Source organism: Pseudonocardia alaniniphila (assembly GCF_022524485.1).
Taxonomy (GTDB): domain Bacteria; phylum Actinomycetota; class Actinomycetes; order Mycobacteriales; family Pseudonocardiaceae; genus Pseudonocardia; species Pseudonocardia alaniniphila.
In genome coordinates this window covers 156,296-171,310 of the sequence record NZ_JAKXMK010000015.1, presented here as the reverse complement: position 1 = coordinate 171,310, position 15,015 = coordinate 156,296, and the positions used below count along the sequence as shown (strand labels likewise).

Annotated in this window: 12 protein-coding genes and 2 riboswitches; of the genes, 7 read left to right on the top strand and 5 right to left on the bottom strand. The window is 69.9% G+C overall.

Annotated features, from left to right (window positions below; translation table 11 throughout):
• Nucleotides 1-283: 283 nt before the first annotated feature.
• Nucleotides 284-1,477, top strand: coding sequence for a Dyp-type peroxidase (locus tag MMF94_RS18545; RefSeq protein WP_241038171.1), 1,194 nt, complete (start codon nucleotides 284-286; stop codon nucleotides 1,475-1,477).
• A gap of 33 nt (nucleotides 1,478-1,510) precedes the next feature.
• Nucleotides 1,511-1,633 (top strand): hypothetical protein, encoded by a 123-nt coding sequence (locus MMF94_RS43395; RefSeq protein ID WP_277398760.1) that lies wholly within the window; start codon nucleotides 1,511-1,513, stop codon nucleotides 1,631-1,633.
• A gap of 34 nt (nucleotides 1,634-1,667) precedes the next feature.
• Here MMF94_RS43395 and MMF94_RS18540 read toward each other — a convergent pair whose 3' ends face one another.
• Nucleotides 1,668-2,678: a DUF6925 family protein gene (locus tag MMF94_RS18540; RefSeq protein WP_241038170.1), complete on the bottom strand. Its 1,011-nt coding sequence runs from the start codon at nucleotides 2,676-2,678 to the stop codon at nucleotides 1,668-1,670.
• A gap of 104 nt (nucleotides 2,679-2,782) precedes the next feature.
• A riboswitch (cobalamin riboswitch) is annotated at nucleotides 2,783-2,995 on the top strand.
• A 117-nt stretch (nucleotides 2,996-3,112) separates the two neighbouring features.
• Between MMF94_RS18540 and metE the strand changes: the two genes are divergently transcribed.
• The gene (gene metE / locus MMF94_RS18535) at nucleotides 3,113-5,377 is read left to right on the top strand and encodes a 5-methyltetrahydropteroyltriglutamate--homocysteine S-methyltransferase (protein ID WP_241038169.1); all 2,265 of its coding nucleotides are present in this window, start codon (nucleotides 3,113-3,115) and stop codon (nucleotides 5,375-5,377) included.
• Nucleotides 5,378-5,468: 91 nt separating this feature from the next.
• On the opposite strand, the gene MMF94_RS18530 is transcribed toward metE, so the two are convergent.
• Nucleotides 5,469-6,539 (bottom strand): ribonucleotide-diphosphate reductase subunit beta, encoded by a 1,071-nt coding sequence (locus MMF94_RS18530; RefSeq protein ID WP_241038168.1) that lies wholly within the window; start codon nucleotides 6,537-6,539, stop codon nucleotides 5,469-5,471.
• Nucleotides 6,536-9,316 (bottom strand): ribonucleoside-diphosphate reductase subunit alpha, encoded by a 2,781-nt coding sequence (locus MMF94_RS18525; protein ID WP_241038167.1) that lies wholly within the window; start codon nucleotides 9,314-9,316, stop codon nucleotides 6,536-6,538. The genes MMF94_RS18530 and MMF94_RS18525 overlap by 4 nt, the downstream gene beginning before the upstream one ends.
• 114 nt (nucleotides 9,317-9,430) lie before the next feature.
• A riboswitch (cobalamin riboswitch) is annotated at nucleotides 9,431-9,643 on the bottom strand.
• 122 nt (nucleotides 9,644-9,765) lie between these two features.
• Here MMF94_RS18525 and MMF94_RS18520 point away from each other — a divergent pair.
• The 3 genes from MMF94_RS18520 to MMF94_RS18510 all read left to right on the top strand — a co-directional run bounded on the left by MMF94_RS18520 (nucleotide 9,766) and on the right by MMF94_RS18510 (nucleotide 11,766).
• Nucleotides 9,766-10,503, top strand: a complete 738-nt coding sequence (locus MMF94_RS18520) for a (2Fe-2S) ferredoxin domain-containing protein (RefSeq protein ID WP_241038166.1) — start codon at nucleotides 9,766-9,768, stop codon at nucleotides 10,501-10,503.
• A 96-nt stretch (nucleotides 10,504-10,599) separates the two neighbouring features.
• Complete coding sequence (locus tag MMF94_RS18515; RefSeq protein ID WP_241038165.1) at nucleotides 10,600-10,926, top strand: alpha/beta fold hydrolase; 327 nt, start codon at nucleotides 10,600-10,602, stop codon at nucleotides 10,924-10,926.
• 18 nt (nucleotides 10,927-10,944) lie between these two features.
• On the top strand, nucleotides 10,945-11,766 hold the full coding sequence (locus MMF94_RS18510; protein ID WP_241038164.1) for a mycofactocin-coupled SDR family oxidoreductase: 822 nt from the start codon (nucleotides 10,945-10,947) through the stop codon (nucleotides 11,764-11,766).
• A gap of 7 nt (nucleotides 11,767-11,773) precedes the next feature.
• On the opposite strand, the gene MMF94_RS18505 is transcribed toward MMF94_RS18510, so the two are convergent.
• Nucleotides 11,774-12,685: a LysR family transcriptional regulator gene (locus MMF94_RS18505; protein ID WP_241038163.1), complete on the bottom strand. Its 912-nt coding sequence runs from the start codon at nucleotides 12,683-12,685 to the stop codon at nucleotides 11,774-11,776.
• Nucleotides 12,686-12,920: 235 nt separating this feature from the next.
• Here MMF94_RS18505 and MMF94_RS18500 point away from each other — a divergent pair, with 235 nt between their 5' ends.
• The gene (locus MMF94_RS18500) at nucleotides 12,921-13,529 is read left to right on the top strand and encodes a TetR/AcrR family transcriptional regulator (RefSeq protein WP_241038162.1); all 609 of its coding nucleotides are present in this window, start codon (nucleotides 12,921-12,923) and stop codon (nucleotides 13,527-13,529) included.
• Between the two features lie 30 nt (nucleotides 13,530-13,559).
• On the opposite strand, the gene MMF94_RS18495 is transcribed toward MMF94_RS18500, so the two are convergent.
• Nucleotides 13,560-14,975: a pyridoxal phosphate-dependent decarboxylase family protein gene (locus tag MMF94_RS18495; protein ID WP_241038161.1), complete on the bottom strand. Its 1,416-nt coding sequence runs from the start codon at nucleotides 14,973-14,975 to the stop codon at nucleotides 13,560-13,562.
• Nucleotides 14,976-15,015: the final 40 nt, after the last annotated feature.

Here is a 15,015-nt window from a genome sequence, read left to right as displayed (position 1 = left end):
TCGTCTACGTCGTTTCGCTGCTGGTGCGTGTGGGTTCACGGCGGCGCGGACCGGCCTGACGGCGCCGGCCGCGCCGCGCTGACCCCGCTGCCGCGCCGCAGCTGATCTTCATGCGGAAGCCGCTTGCTCACCCCTGTCCTATCTCGTCGTCGAAGAAGGGCTGCTCCATGACCATGTATCGCCCAGGCACGCCGGGTGCCGCGCTTGCGACGTGTCAACACCACGACGCCGTCTCCGACACCGCCGCGCTGGTGCCGGTGGCGAGTCGGGTGGTGTGAGGCACATGGCCGAGCTCAACCGACGTCGCTTCCTCGGCCGTCTGGCCGGAGCGGGCGTGGCCGGCGCCGGTCTCGTCATCGGCAGCACCTCGGTCCTGGACGCGGCACCGGCGTCCGCTGCGACTGAGTCCGCGGTGGCCTTCCGAGGTCAACACCAGGCCGGGATCGTCACGGACGTCCAGAGCAATCTGGCGTTCGCCGCCTACGACGTCACGACCACCGATCGCGCAACCCTGGTCTCGATGCTCAAGAGATTGACCGCTGCGGCCGAGGCCATGACGCAGGGCGCACCGGTGCCCGGTGACACCCCGGCCGACACCACCCCGCGGTCGCCGGCCCGACTGACTCTGACGGTTGGGTTCGGCCCGTCGCTGTTCGACGACAGGTTCGGGCTCGCCGCCCGGCGGCCCGCGGCTCTGAAGCCGTTGCCTGCCTTGCCGGGCGACCAGCTGATCTCCGGTAGGAGCAACGGGGACATCGCGGTGCAGGCCTGCGCCGACGACCCGAACGTTGCGTTCGGCGCGATTCGCGACCTGACCCGGATCGGCAACGGCGTCGTCGCCAGTCGCTGGACCCAGTTCGGGTTCGGCCGCGACTCGTCGACCGGCTCGAACCAGGTCACCCCGCGCAACCTGATGGGGTTCAAGGACGGAACCAACAACATCCGCAACAACGACGCCTCCGCCCTCAACCAGTTCGTCTGGGTCGGGAATGGAGCGGACCAGCCGTGGATGCGCGGCGGGGCCTATCTCGTGGCCAGGCGGATCCGAATGCGCCTCGAGCAGTGGGATCGCGCACCCGTTCCCGAGCAGGAGGCGGTCTTCGGTCGCAAGAAGGCGTCCGGCGCCCCGCTGACCGGTACTGGCGAGTTCGACAGGCCCGACTTCGCCGCGACGAACTCCGACGGCAGTCTGGTGATCCCGGCCGACTGCCACATTCGGCTCGCCGGTCCCGATGCCAACAACGGTCTGCGGATCTTGCGCCGCAGTTACTCGTTTCACGAAGGCCAGGAGGCGGGGCTGTTCTTCATCGCCTTCCAGTCCGACCCGGAGGCGTTCGTCACGCTGCAGCGCAAGCTCGGCTCCCACGACGCGCTGGACACGTTCATCCAACACACCACCTCGGGGTTGTTCGCCTGCCCTGGCGGACTGACAGAGCACGGGGAGGACTACTGGGGCAGTGGGCTGTTCGAGACGTGACGTGCGGAAGCGCTCTTCGTGTACACGGCTGGGATGTCGGTGACAGCCGGGCGTTCAGGAATCGCCGAAGAACCTCTGGTCGGCATGCGGCTCGTCGAGGGCGTGCAATTGACTGGCGTTGCCTGCGGCCTGGAGAAGTTCGCGGGCACCATCTGAGAACTCGATGTCCGATGTCCGACCCGCATACCCGTCATCCCGAGTTGGGGTCCCCGTCCGGGTCGAGGAGGTCGGTCGGTGCAGGCGTGGACCGACGCCACCCGGCGAGCACGCCCTCAGGGGCGCCCGTGTGCGCGAGTTTGCGCAGCGCCACCGCGAGCGCGGCACGGCCGGGCGGATCGGTGGGGCGTGGACCGGCCGCGGGCCCGTGACCACCCCGGACGGCGGCCCGCACCGCCGTGGCGATCTCCGCCTGGGCGGGGTCGCCGTAGCGGGCCAGCAGCTCCTCGAAGGAGGTGAGCCGCGCCGGGTCGAACGGCCGTGGCAGCCCGGCGCGGTCGGTGAGCGGGTGCGGCGGGTAGAGGTGCGCGCACGGCACCCACCCGTCCGGGACCGGGACCGTCGCGCCGTGCGTTCGTCCGGCCCGCATCAGCGCAGGCAGCAGGTGGGTGTGTGGGCCATCGGGCGAGCGGCCGTCCGGTGGCGGGATCGCGGCGTACACCTCGACCCTCCCGAGGGCGGTGTCGAACACGCGGTGCGGCGCCGCCACGACCAGCGCGGCCGCGAGCGGCGAGCCGGGCTCGAACAGCGGCCGGCCGCAGCCGGCGCGCAGGATCTCGAGTAGTTCGGGATCGGCCGTGCGGACGCAGGCGTCCACGGTCGGCGTTCCGAGGCCGAGGTCGAACAGCACGGCGCCCGCATCCTGGGACCGCAGCGGCGCGGGGTCTGTGCCGAGCTCGGTGACCACCCGGCGGCCGGCGCGGTGGGCCCCGGCGACCGGCAGGCACAGGGCAACGGCGTGGTTCCAGTGGTCGTCGGGACCCGCTGGTGTCTCGTACGCGAGGGGGCGGCACCCCGGCGCAACGGTGACGCGGATACCGCCACGATCCGTGGCAACAGCGCCCGGTGTGCGCAGGGTGGGCTCGTCCGGCGACCGCACGAACTCGGCGATTGCGCCCGGTGCGCCCATGCTCCAGCCGGACTCGGCATCGTCGAGGTGATGTTCGATCAATGCGTACACGTCCGCTTTCGCACGTTCCGGCATGTCCCGAGGGTGCCATCTCCCGCGCGCCTACGTGCCCACGATGAGGGCAGAGCTGTTTGTGTTCGGCCCCTAGTTCGTGGGGTGCGAATTTGTGGCCTCACTACTAGGCTGATGCCGCTGGTGGTTCACTCCGCTTTCGGGTGGGGTGAGGCAAGAGGGAACCCGGTGGGAGTCCGGGACTGCCCCGCAGCGGTGAGCGGGAACGACCGCCGTCATGTAGCACTGGGTGTGAGCCTGGGAAGCGACGGCCAGTAGGTCCGGCAGGGCAACCTGTCATGCCCGCGAGTCCGAAGACCTGCCACCGGTGCGCGCGCCACCGGCGTGCGCGGATCCGGCGCCTCGCGGGTGGGCTGGGCGGATGCGGGCACCGGTGTGCCCGCGGAGCCTGCTCCTGCGCGCGTTCCGGGTCCACCACCGCTCGCGAGGAGAGAGCCGTGACAGAACACCCCCGCCTGGGCAGCACCGTCCTGGGATACCCGCGGATCGGGCCGGATCGGGAGCTCAAGCGCGCCGTCGAGCGCTACTGGCGGCGCGAGAGCAGCGCGGACGAGCTTCGGGCGACCGCCGTGGAACTGCGCCGGGCCGCCCGTGCCGAGATGACCGGCCTGGGCTCCGTGCCAGGCAACACTTTCTCGTTCTACGACCAGATGCTCGACGCCGCGCTCGCCGTGGGTGCCGTGCCGCCCCGGTTCGCCGAGTTCGCCGCCGGTGACCCGCTTGATCTCATGTTCACGATGGCCCGCGGCGCCGAGGGTGTCCCGGCGCTGGAGATGACCAAGTGGTTCGACACGAACTACCACTACCTGGTGCCGGAGCTCTCCCCTGACACGCGGTTCCGTGCGTGGCTGCGGACCGCGCTCGACGACTTCCGTGAGGCCCTGGCCGACGGTGTCGTGACGCGGCCGGTGCTGATCGGGCCGGTCACGTTCCTGCTGCTCAGCAAGTCGACGGTGCCCGGATTCGCGCCGCTGGACCTGCTCGACGATCTCCTGCCGGTCTATGCGCAACTGCTCGGAGAGCTGGCCGAGGCCGGGGCGGAGTGGGTGCAGCTGGACGAGCCGGCGTTCGCCGCGGACCGCACCCCGGCCGAGTTCGACGCGCTGCACCGCGCCTACGCCCACCTCGGCGGGCTCAGCGTTCGGCCTGCGCTGCTGGTCGCGGGCTACTTCGGCGCGTTCGGCCCGGCGCTGCCGGTGCTCGCCTCGACCCCCGTCGAGGGCGTCGCGCTGGACCTGGTCGCCGGGACGGACGATGTCGCCGCGGCGGCCGGGCTGACCGGGCTACGGGACAAGACCCTGCTGGCCGGAGTGGTCGAGGGGCGCAACGTGTGGCGCACCGATCCCGACACGGCGCTGAGCAGGGCGGCGATGCTGCTGGGTAGCGCAGGCCGGGTGGAGATCGCGACCTCGTGCTCGCTGCTGCACGTGCCCTACGACGCTGCCCGGGAGACCGCACTGCCGGACGAGCTGCAGGAACGGCTGGCCTTTGCCCGCGAGAAGGTCGCCGAGGTGATCCTTCTGGGCCGGGCGCTGGCGGGGGAGGACGTCGCAGGTGAGCTGGCCGCGGCTCGTGCCGTCGCGGGTCGTCCGGCCCGGCGCGACGACCGGGTCCGCGCTCGGCTCGACGCCCTCGGCCCGGATCACTACCGCCGTCCGGCCGGCGACGTCCGGGCCAAGGCTCAGCAGGTTGCGCTCACCTTGCCGCCCGTCCCGACCACCACGATCGGCTCCTTCCCACAGACCGGGGCGATTCGCAGCGACCGTGCGGCGTTCCGGGCCGGCCGGATCGACGCAGCCGAGTACGAACGCCGGATGCGCGCGGAGATCGCGCGGGTGGTCCGGCTGCAGGAGGAGATCGGGCTCGACGTCCTGGTGCACGGCGAGCCCGAGCGCAACGACATGGTTCAGTACTTCGCCGAGCACCTCGACGGATTCGCCACGACGGAGCACGGCTGGGTGCAGTCCTACGGGTCGCGATGCGTGCGCCCGCCGATCCTGCACTCGGACGTCTCCCGGCCGGAGCCGATCACCGTCGGCTGGAGCACCTACGCCCAGTCGCTGACCGACCGCCCGATGAAGGCGATGCTGACCGGGCCGGTCACGATCCTGGCCTGGTCGTTCGTTCGCGACGACCAGCCACTCAGCGACACCGCGCGCCAGGTAGGGCTCGCCCTGCGGGACGAGGTCCGCGATCTGGAGGCCGCCGGCTTGCCGATCATCCAGGTCGACGAACCGGCGCTGCGCGAGCTGCTGCCGCTGCGTGCGGCCGCCCAGCCCGCCTACTCGGCCTGGGCGACCGACGCGTTCCGCCTGGTGACCGGCGGCGTCGCCGACACCACCCAGGTGCACACCCACCTGTGCTACTCGGAGTTCGGCGACGTGGTCGGCGCCATCGACGCGCTCGACGCCGACGTCACGACCGTCGAGGCGGCCCGATCACGGATGGAGGTGCTCGACGTCCTCGGCGCCGGGGTGCCGCGCGGCCTCGGGCCGGGCGTCTACGACGTGCACTCCCCGGAAGTCGCGGACGAGGCGCAGATCGGTGCGCTGCTACGTGCGGCCCTCGACCGGATCGGCCCCGACCGGCTCTGGGCGAACCCGGACTGCGGGCTGAAGACTCGCGGGGAGCCCGAGGTCGTCGCGACGTTGCGCAACCTGGTCGCGGCGGCTGCCGGGGTGCGCTCGGGGTCGTCGGGCTGAAAACCCTCCGCACGACGACGGCGCCCCGCCCGGCTCGGGGTGGGGCGCCGTTCTCGTGCGTGGCCCGGCGTCGCGAAGCGGCCGCCCTCCGTCAATCCCAGTCCAGGCCGCCCCCTGTCCGGTACTCGGTGACCCGCGTCTCGAAGAAGTTCTTCTCCTTCTTCAGGTCCATGGCCTCGCTCATCCACGGGAAGGGGTTCTCCGTCTCGCCGAACAACGGGTCGAGACCGAGCTGCTCGGCACGGCGGTCGGTGATGAAGTGCAGGTACTTCTCGCACAGCTGCGCCGAGAGCCCGAGCATGCCGCGCGGCATCGTGTCTCGGGCGTAGGCGACCTCCAGGTCGCAGGCCTCGCGCAGCATCGTGCGGATCTCCTCGACGAAGTCCGCGGTCCAGATGTGCGGGTTCTCCATCCGGATCATGGTGATGACGTCGATGCCGAAGTTCAGGTGGATCGACTCGTCACGCAGGATGTACTGGTACTGCTCGGCGATCCCGACCATCTTGTTGCGCCTGCCGAGCGAGAGGATCTGCGCGAAACCGGTGTAGAACCACATGCCCTCGAAGACCACGTAGAAGGCCACGAGGTCGCGCAGGAACGCCCGGTCCGCCGCCGGGGTGCCTGTGCGGAAGTCCGGTTCGGACAGGGCCCGGGTGTGCTCCAGCGCCCAGGCGTCTTTGTCGGTGATCGACGGGATCTCCCGGTACATGTTGAACAGCTCGCCCTCGTCGAGGCCGAGGCTTTCGCACACGTACTGGAAGGTGTGGGTGTGCACGGCCTCCTCGAAGGCCTGCCGCAGGAGGTACTGGCGGCATTCGGGGTTGGTGAGGTTGCGATACACCGCGAGCACGATGTTGTTGGCCACCAGAGACTCCGCGGTGGCGAAGAAGCCAAGGTTGCGCTTGAGCATGGTGCGCTCGTCGTCGGTGAGGCCGCCCGGGGATTTCCAGAGCGCGATGTCCGCCTGCATCGCGACCTCGGTGGGCATCCAGTGGTTGGCACAGGCCACGAGGTACTTGTCCCATGCCCAGGTGTACTTGAGCGGTAGGAGCTGGTTGACGTCCGTGCGGGCGTTGATCATCCGCTTGGCGTCGGCGGCGATCCTGGCGGCGCCGCGGTCGATCTCCTCGAACCCGATCGCGGCGGTCTCGGTCGTGCTCACTGGCAGGCCTCGCAGTCGGGGGCGTCGATCCGGCAGGTGTCGGGCACCGGGGGCTGTATCGGCTCAGGGGTCGCCGCCTGCACGCCGCGGAGCTTCCCGTCGGTTCCGCGCAGCGTGCTCTTCTCGACGTGCGTGGCGGACTGGGTGCGCAGGTAGTAGGTCGTCTTGAGGCCGGCGTGCCAGGCCAGCCGGTACAGCTCGTCGAGCTTGCGGCCGCTGGGGGCGGCGAGGTAGAGGTTCAGTGACTGGGCCTGGTCGATCCACTTCTGGCGGCGCGACGCGGCCTCGACCAGCCAGCGGGGCTCGATCTCGAACGCGGTGGCGTACAGCGACTTGATGTCGGCCGGGATCCGGTCGATCTCGGCCAGAACGCCGTCGAAGTACTTCAGGTCGGCGACCATGACCTCGTCCCACAGCCCGCGCTGCTTCAGCGCCCGGGCCAGGTGCGGGTTCACCACGGTGAAGTCCCCGGACATGTTCGACTTGACGAACAGGTTCCGGAACTGCGGCTCGATGGACTGCCCGACGCCGCAGATGTTCGAGATGGTCGCGGTCGGGGCGATGGCCATGACATTGGAGTTGCGCATCCCGACCGTGCGCACCCGCTCCCGCAGCCCGTCCCAGTCCAATGTGGACGATCGGTCCACGCGCAGGTCGTCCTGCTCGCGCGCGGCCTCCAGCAGCCGGACCGAGTCGATCGGCAGCACGCCATGGCTCCACAACGACCCGTCGAAGGTCTCGTAGCGGCCGCGCTCGCGGGCCAGCTCGCTCGACGCGGCGATCGCGTGAAAGCTCAGCTGCTCCATGCTCCGGTCCGCGAACCCGACGGCCGCCTCCGAGGCGACCGGGATGCCCTGCACGAACAGAGCGTCCTGGAAACCCATCAGCCCCAGGCCGATCGGCCGGTGCCGAAGGTTCGACCGGCGGGCCTCCGGGATCGTGTAGAAGTTGATGTCCACGACGTTGTCGAGCATGCGGACGGCCGTGGTCACCGTGCGGCGCAGCTTCTCGGCGTCGAGGCCCTCGGGCGTGACGTGCGCGGCGAGGTTGACCGAGCCCAGGTTGCAGACCGCCACCTCGCCGTCGGGCCCGGGAGAGGTGTTGAGGGTGATCTCCGTGCAGAGGTTCGACGAGTGCACGGTGCCCACGTGCTGCTGCGGCGAGCGCAGGTTGCAGGGGTCTTTGAAGGTGATCCACGGGTGCCCGGTCTCGAACAGCATGGTCAGCATCCGCCGCCACAGCTCCACGGCGCGGACCCGCCTGAACACCTGGATCTCGCCACGATCGGCCTTGGCCTCGTAGGCCCGGTAGCGCAGGGCGAACTCCACGCCGTAGAGCTCGTGCAGGTCAGGGACCTCGTCGGGGGAGAACAGGGTCCACTCCCCGTCGGCCTCCACGCGGCGGAGGAACTCGTCCGGCACCCAGTTCGCGGTGTTCATGTCGTGGGTGCGGCGGCGATCGTCGCCGGTGTTCTTGCGCAGGTCGAGGAACTCGTCGACGTCGATGTGCCAGGTCTCCAGGTACGCGCACGCCGCACCCTTGCGCTTCCCGCCCTGGTTGACCGCGACCGCGGTGTCCGACGCGATCTTGAGGAACGGGATCACGCCCTGCGACGTGCCGTTGGTGCCCGTGATGTGCGCGCCGAGCCCGCGGACCGGGGTCCAGTCGTTGCCGAGGCCGCCGGAGTACTTCGCGAGCAGTGCGTTGTTGCGGTATGCCTGGAAGATCGAGTCCAGGTCGTCGTCGACCGTGGTGAGGAAGCACGACGACAGCTGCGCGCGGGTGGTGCCGGAATTGAACAGCGTGGGTGTCGAGGCCATGAAGTCGAAGCTCGACAGCAGCTCGTAGAACTCGATCGCGCGATCCACGCGATCGGCCTCTCGGATGGCCAAGCCCATCGCGACCCGCATGAAGAAGGCCTGCGGCAGCTCGAAGCGGGTGCCGTCGGAATGTAGGAAGTAGCGGTCGTAGAGGGTCTGCAGCCCGAGGAAGTCGAAGTCCAGGTCGCGCTCCGGCCTGATCGCGGCGGTCAGCTCGTCCAGGTCGAACCACTCGAGCTCGGGATCGGCGAGCCCGAGGTCGACGGCCTTGCGCAGGTAGGCGCGGAAGTAGGCCGGGTACTCGGCGCACATCGCCGCCTGATCCAGGCTGCTCGGGGCGCCGTGCAGGAACGACAGCGCTTCGCGGCGCAGCCGGTCGAGCAGCAGCCGTGCCGCCACCGTGGAGTAGTTCGGCTCGCGTTCCACGAGCGTGCGCGCCGCCATCTCCTGCGCCTGGGCCAGTTCCGTGGTGGAGATGCCGTCGTACAGGGTGCGGCGGATCTCCGCCAGCACGGGCTCCGCGCAGACGTCCTCGACCCCGGCGACCGCCTCCCCGACGATCGTCTCGATCCGGGTCCAGGTCGCCGTGTCGACCGCGACGTGCGGGGCGGGCTCCTCCTCGCGCAGCTTCGCCCGTTCCTCCCGGTACAGCACGTATGCGCGGGCGACCTTGTGATGCCCGCCGCGCATCAGGACCAGCTCCACCTGGTCCTGGATCTGCTCGACGTGCACCGACGGCGTCGGGAACCGGGTCAGGGCACCGATCACCTCAGCGGTGAGCCGCTCGACCAGGGGGTGGATCCGCGACGAGGCGCTCGCTTCGTCGCCCTCGACGGCCAGGAAGGCCTTGGTCATCGCGACGCTGATCTTGGAGGCGTCGAAGTCCGATGTGCTGGCGTCGCGACGGACCACCCGCGGTTCGGCCGACGTGGTCCCACGTAAGACGGGTGCTGCCATGCGCTCTCTCCTCGCGAGCTCGGTCGTGGCCGGGACCCGTCGGGGGGAACGCGGAAGGGCGGGATGCGCCCGTCCGTGGACGCCTTCCCTCGAGGCCCCGGACGCGCGCGCCGAGTGGCGCGCGCACCGGTGGCAGGTCTTCGGACTCGCGGGCATGGCAGATCTTCCTGCCGGACCTACTGGCCGTCGCTTCCCAGGCTCACACCCAGTGCTACATGACGGCGGTCGTTCCCGCTCACCGCTGCGGGGCAGTCCCGGACTCCCACCGGGTTCCCTCTTGCCTCACCCCACCCGGAAGCGGGGTGAACCACCAGCGCGGAAGACACTACATGTGGGGGGTTTTCACGATCGGGTGCCCCAGGTGTCGTGGCGTGTCGGCGGGCGGTGGAGATCACGCCGACCGCCCTGGACGGCCAGAAACGCCGCGCCATATCGTGTGGACCTCTCCGATGAACGGACTCTCAGATGTCAGTGCGTGGACCGTGGCACGAGTGATCGTGCTCGTCGCCCGGCTGACGCCGTCGGGGGTGGACGAGCGCGCGCTGCGGGCGCTGGCGGCCGCCGTCGCGGAACGCAGCGGGCTGCCGACCAGGGTCGCCTACCTGGACCAGGTTGATCCATCCGTCGCCGCGGTGCTCGACGAGGTGGCCGCGACCTCGGGTACCGGCCACGAGGTCATCGTGATCCCGCTCGCTCTGCCGGCGGACACCTACCTGCGCAACTGGATTACACGTGCCGTTGCGCACTGGCGAGAGTCGCGGGAATCGGATCTCCCGGTCGCGCTCGCCCCGCCCCTGACCTCGGCGCGCGAGATGGCCGACCTTCTCGCCGGTCTCGCACTGGAGGACGGCACGCCGGTCGCCGTGAGCCCAGCGGCGTTTCGCAGCCCGGCCTGGTCGACGATCGACCAGCCCGCCCGACACCTGTTCGTCTGCCATGGGCCGCGCTGTACGGTCTACGGGGCGGGCGCGACCTATCGATCCCTCGCCGCTGCGGCAAAGGGCAGAGATGTGCAGGTCACGCCGACCGGCTGTCTCGGCCCCTGCAATCTCGGGCCCGTGGTGATCGATCATCCGTCCGGTCGGTGGCACGAGGCTGTCGACGGCCCGGCGGCGCGCGCTCTCCTGGACACCGGCTCGGATGAGGATCCCGCGGCCACGACGAAAACGCCTCACCCGAGCCGGTAAAAGCATTCTCCATTCATTGCCATGACCCTTCCAACTTTTCTTCCGATGGTCACAGTGTGAAAAGGCGAACGCGGGAATCCCGTTAGCATCGGCGTCATGCCGAGCACAGTCGTTTCGCCGGACGGTACGGAACTCGGATTCGAGACCGTCGGCGACGGGCCGCCGATGCTGCTCGTCCACGGCGCGGCCTCCGATCGGCACCGGTGGGCGCCGGTCCAGGAACAACTGGCGCGGCACTACCGCGTCCACATGCTCGACCGGCGCGGCCGGGGGCTCAGTACCCGGGAGGCGCTGGCGGTGGACGCGGTTGCCGAGCGGGTGGCCGGCGCGTACGTCGTGCCGATGCGGGGCCAGGCGCACCAGGCGATGGACGTCGATCCGGAGCAGTTCGTCGCGGCGGTGCCTGCCTTCGGGGCGGCCTGAGCGACGATGGAACAACGAATGACGGGCAAGGTCGCGCTGATCTCCGGTGCGGCCCGCGGGCAGGGACGCAACCACGCTGTGCGTCTCGCCGCGGAAGGCGCCGACATCATCGCCTTCGACATCGCCGCCCCGGTCCACGCCCAGGGTGCACCAGCGGCGTCCCCAGCCGACCTGGCCGAGACGGTGCGCCTGGTGGAGGAGCTCGACCGCCGCATCATCGCCACCCAGGCCGACGTTCGCGATGCGGACGCCGTCGCCGGGATCGTCGACCGTGGCGTCGCCGAACTCGGGGGCCTTGACGTCGTGGTTGCCAACGCCGGCATCCTGGGCATTCCACGTCCTGTGGCCCACGTCACCTCAGCGGACTGGCAGGCGGTCATCGACACCAATCTGACCGGGGTGTTCCACACGGTCCGTCCCGCGATCTCCCACCTCATCTCGCGCGGTGGCGGAGCGGTCATCATCACCAGCTCCTCCATCGCGCTCAAGTCGGTACCGAACCTGGCTCCCTATTGCGCCGCGAAGGCAGGCCTCACCGGATTGATGCGGACGCTCGCGCTCGAGCTTGCGGAGCACTCGATCCGGGTGAACTCGATCAACCCGACCACTGTCGGCACGCTGATGGTGCTCAACCCGATCAACTTCACGCTCTTCCGACCTGATCTGGAGAACCCGACGGAGGAGGATCTCCGTCCCATCTACCAGTCCCTCAACGCATTGCCGGTCGCCTACGTCGATCCCGACGACATCAGCAACGCCGTCCTCTTCCTCGCCTCGGACGAAGGGCGCTACATCACCGGCGTCGCACTTCCGGTCGACGCCGGGTACGCCGTGAAGTAATCCGTGATCACGCCGAGAGTGGGTTGCCGGGATCGTCGGTGCCGGCGGTGCGGCGGATCGTGGCCAACAGTGCCGCGGCGGCCGCGCCGAGGCGCCGGCCCGCCGGCACGGCCACCGATGTCTCGTAGAACGGAACGTGCCGGCGCACCGGGATGAGGACTATCCCGGGTGACCCGTCAACCGCCGACGCCATGATCATCCCCGCCGCCAACCCGTGACGGACGAGGTCGAGCACCGTAGTGGCGTCGTTGATCTCGTAGGTCACCTCGCGCGACACCCCGGCCGCCGCGAAGGCGTGGTCGTTCGCGTCACGCACGCCCCAACCTGGCGGGAAGTCGACGAACACCTCGTCCCGCAACTCCGTGAGATCCACCGACTCGCGCGTTCTCAGACGATGCGATGCCGCCACGGCCAGCAGGATGGGCTCGCGCACCAGCGGAGTGACCGTGAGGCCGGGCAGTCGTCGCGTGGGCAGCGAGACGAAGGCCAGGTCGAGCCGGCCGTCCCGCACCCGCTCGGCGTTGCCGGGTGAGCCTCCTGCGTACCGAATCTCGACCGTGACGTGCGGGTACTGGGACCGGAACGAGGCGAGCACGTCCGGCACGCTCAGCACACGCATCGCCTGCAGGACCCCCAGCGTGACGGTGCCCCGCAGGCCGCCGGAGACCTGCTCCACCGCCTCTCGCGCCGCCGCCGCGGCCGCGAGCGTGGCGCGAGCCTCGGGCCGCAGCGCACGCCCGGCCTCCGAGAGCTTCACACCGTGGTGGGTGCGCTCGAAGAGAACGGCTGCCAACTCCTTCTCGAGATTCCGCACGGCGGCCGAGACGGCCGACTGCACGATATGCAGCCGGGAGGCCGCACGGGTGAAGCTCGCCTCGTCGGCAACGGCCACGAAGGCGCCGAGGTGTCGCAGTTCCACACCCTCGAAGGTATCTCGACTCGCGATCGCCACCAGCGCGTCCTCGGGCCGGGCGCCGACGAACTCGCCGACACCGACCGAGTGCGACAGGCGGCATGATGATCGGAAAGCTGCAACCGCACGTGCCCCACCGGTGTTCCTTGCGCTGTATCGCCCACTCGTGGCGTTCACAGAACACGGGTCGGCAACCGGCGCACACCTTCGTTCGCGTCCAACACCGGATTAAACTGAGTCGGTGGAATCAGAGTCGACGGTGTCACGTTCGGGCCGACCGTTGTCCTTTGATCGGACGGAGATGCTGGTCCGCCTGATGTCGCTCTTCTGGCGGCTCGGCTTCAATGGTGTGACGCAGCAACAGATGACGGCGACGACGGGTCTATCGACATCGAGTTTGTACAACTCATTCGGCACGAAAGCCGAGATTTACCGCGAGGCGATGGTGGAGTATCTGCGACGCATGGAGTTCGTCCTCGAGCCACTGGAGCGCGGCAGCCGAGGCCACGAGGACGTGCTGGAGATGCTCGCACGCGTGGAAGCGGTGCTCCGAGGTCCAGACGGCGGGTTCGGATGCATGGCCACGACGGCGATGTCGACGCCCGTTGATGACGAGGTCGCGCGCGCCACGCGGCGCTACCGAGCCAAGCTCAGGGCGGGCTTCCTCGCTGTCGTGGAGCGGGCTCGCGTTCTGGGCGAGTCGACACCGGAGCCGACCATGCTGGCGAACGTCATGACCGCAGCGGTCCTGGGCACACTGACGGTCGCGCGCGCCGACTCGGACGGCCACGAGCTGTCCGCGCACCTGGAAGCGTTGCGCGATTTCGTTCGTGATTGGCAGAACCGGTGACGTCGGGGTGCCGGTTGGTGCACATCCCCTTCATCCGGTCGCGAGGCGCGCATGGCGTAGCAGCGCCTCCACGGCCCGGTCGACGTCCTGCTCGTCGGTGGCCCAGTCCGACACCGAGATACGCATGAGGCGCCGGCCGCGATAGGTCGTTCCGCTGAAGAACGCGCTGCCCTCGGCGCGTACGCCGGCCATCACCTCGTCGGCCAGGCGCCCGTCGTCGCCGTCGGGCGCAATCCAGCGCACGAGGACCTGGTTGGACACGACATCGTTCACGATGACGGCCCGGCCGCTCTCGTGGAGCGCGTCGGCGAACCGGCGGGCCAGGCGCGTGGTGCGTTCGACCAACTCGGCCACGCCCTCGCGGCCGAGTGACCGCAGGGTCGCGTAGACCCCGACCCCGCGGGCGCGACGGGAGAACTCCGGCCCCCAGTCCAGCGGGTCGCGAGCGCCGGTTCCCTGTTCCAGGTACGAGGCCTGGATGCTCATCGCGGCGCGATGGGCGGCGGCGTTGCGGCAGATCGCGATGCCGCAGTCGTAGGCGACGTTCAGCAGCTTGTGGCCGTCGGTCGACCAGGAGTCCAAACGGTCGAGCCCGACCACGTTGTCCGCCATGACCGGGGAAGCGGCAGCCAGGAGCATCACCGCCCCGTCGACGTGAACCCAGGTCGGGTTCCCGGCCGCCCGGTGCGCGTCGGCGAGGTCGGCCACGGCGGTGAAGTCGTCGAATCCGCCCGTGTTGACGTTGCCGCACTCTGCCGCCACGATCGTCGGGCCGTGGATCGTGCGCAGGGCCTGCTCAAGCGCGTCGGGTCGCACGTTGTCGTTGCCGTCGCAGGCGACCGTGACAACCGACCGTTCGCCGAGGCCGAGGAACCGCAGCGCACGCAGCACAGTGGCGTGCGCGCCGGACTTGACCACCACGGTGACCGGGGGTGCGCCCACGAGTCCGTCCGCCTCGACGTCCCATCCAGCCGCGCGCAGCACCTCGTGGCGGGCGGCGGCGAGGCAGGTGAACGTCGCCATCTGGCCGCCGGTGACGAAACCGACCGAGCTCGTCTCCGGGAGGTGCATGAGGCTGAGGAGCCACTGCGCGGCGAGTTCCTCGGCCACCGCGACCCCGGGTGTCGCCGCGAACATCGGCGCGTTCTGATCCCAGGCCGCGACCAGCACCTCGGCCCCGAGCGACGCCGGGTGCAGGCCGCCGACGACGAAGCCGAAATACCGTCCACCGGCCTGGGCTGTGATGTGCGGCCCGAGATCACGGGCCAGGTCCTCGACGACCCGCGTGGGGTCGATGCCGGCCGTGCCCGGTGGTTGATCCAGCGCCGTCCGGATCGCGGCGTGGTCCGCCGCCGGCAGGACCGGCCGATGGGGGAGCGAATCCAGGTGCTCCAAAGCGCCAGAAGTGGCGGCGTCGAGCACCGACTTCCAATCAGAGCGACGCATCGATCCCCCCGGTGAGCCGTTCTGAGCCGTACGACTCGGA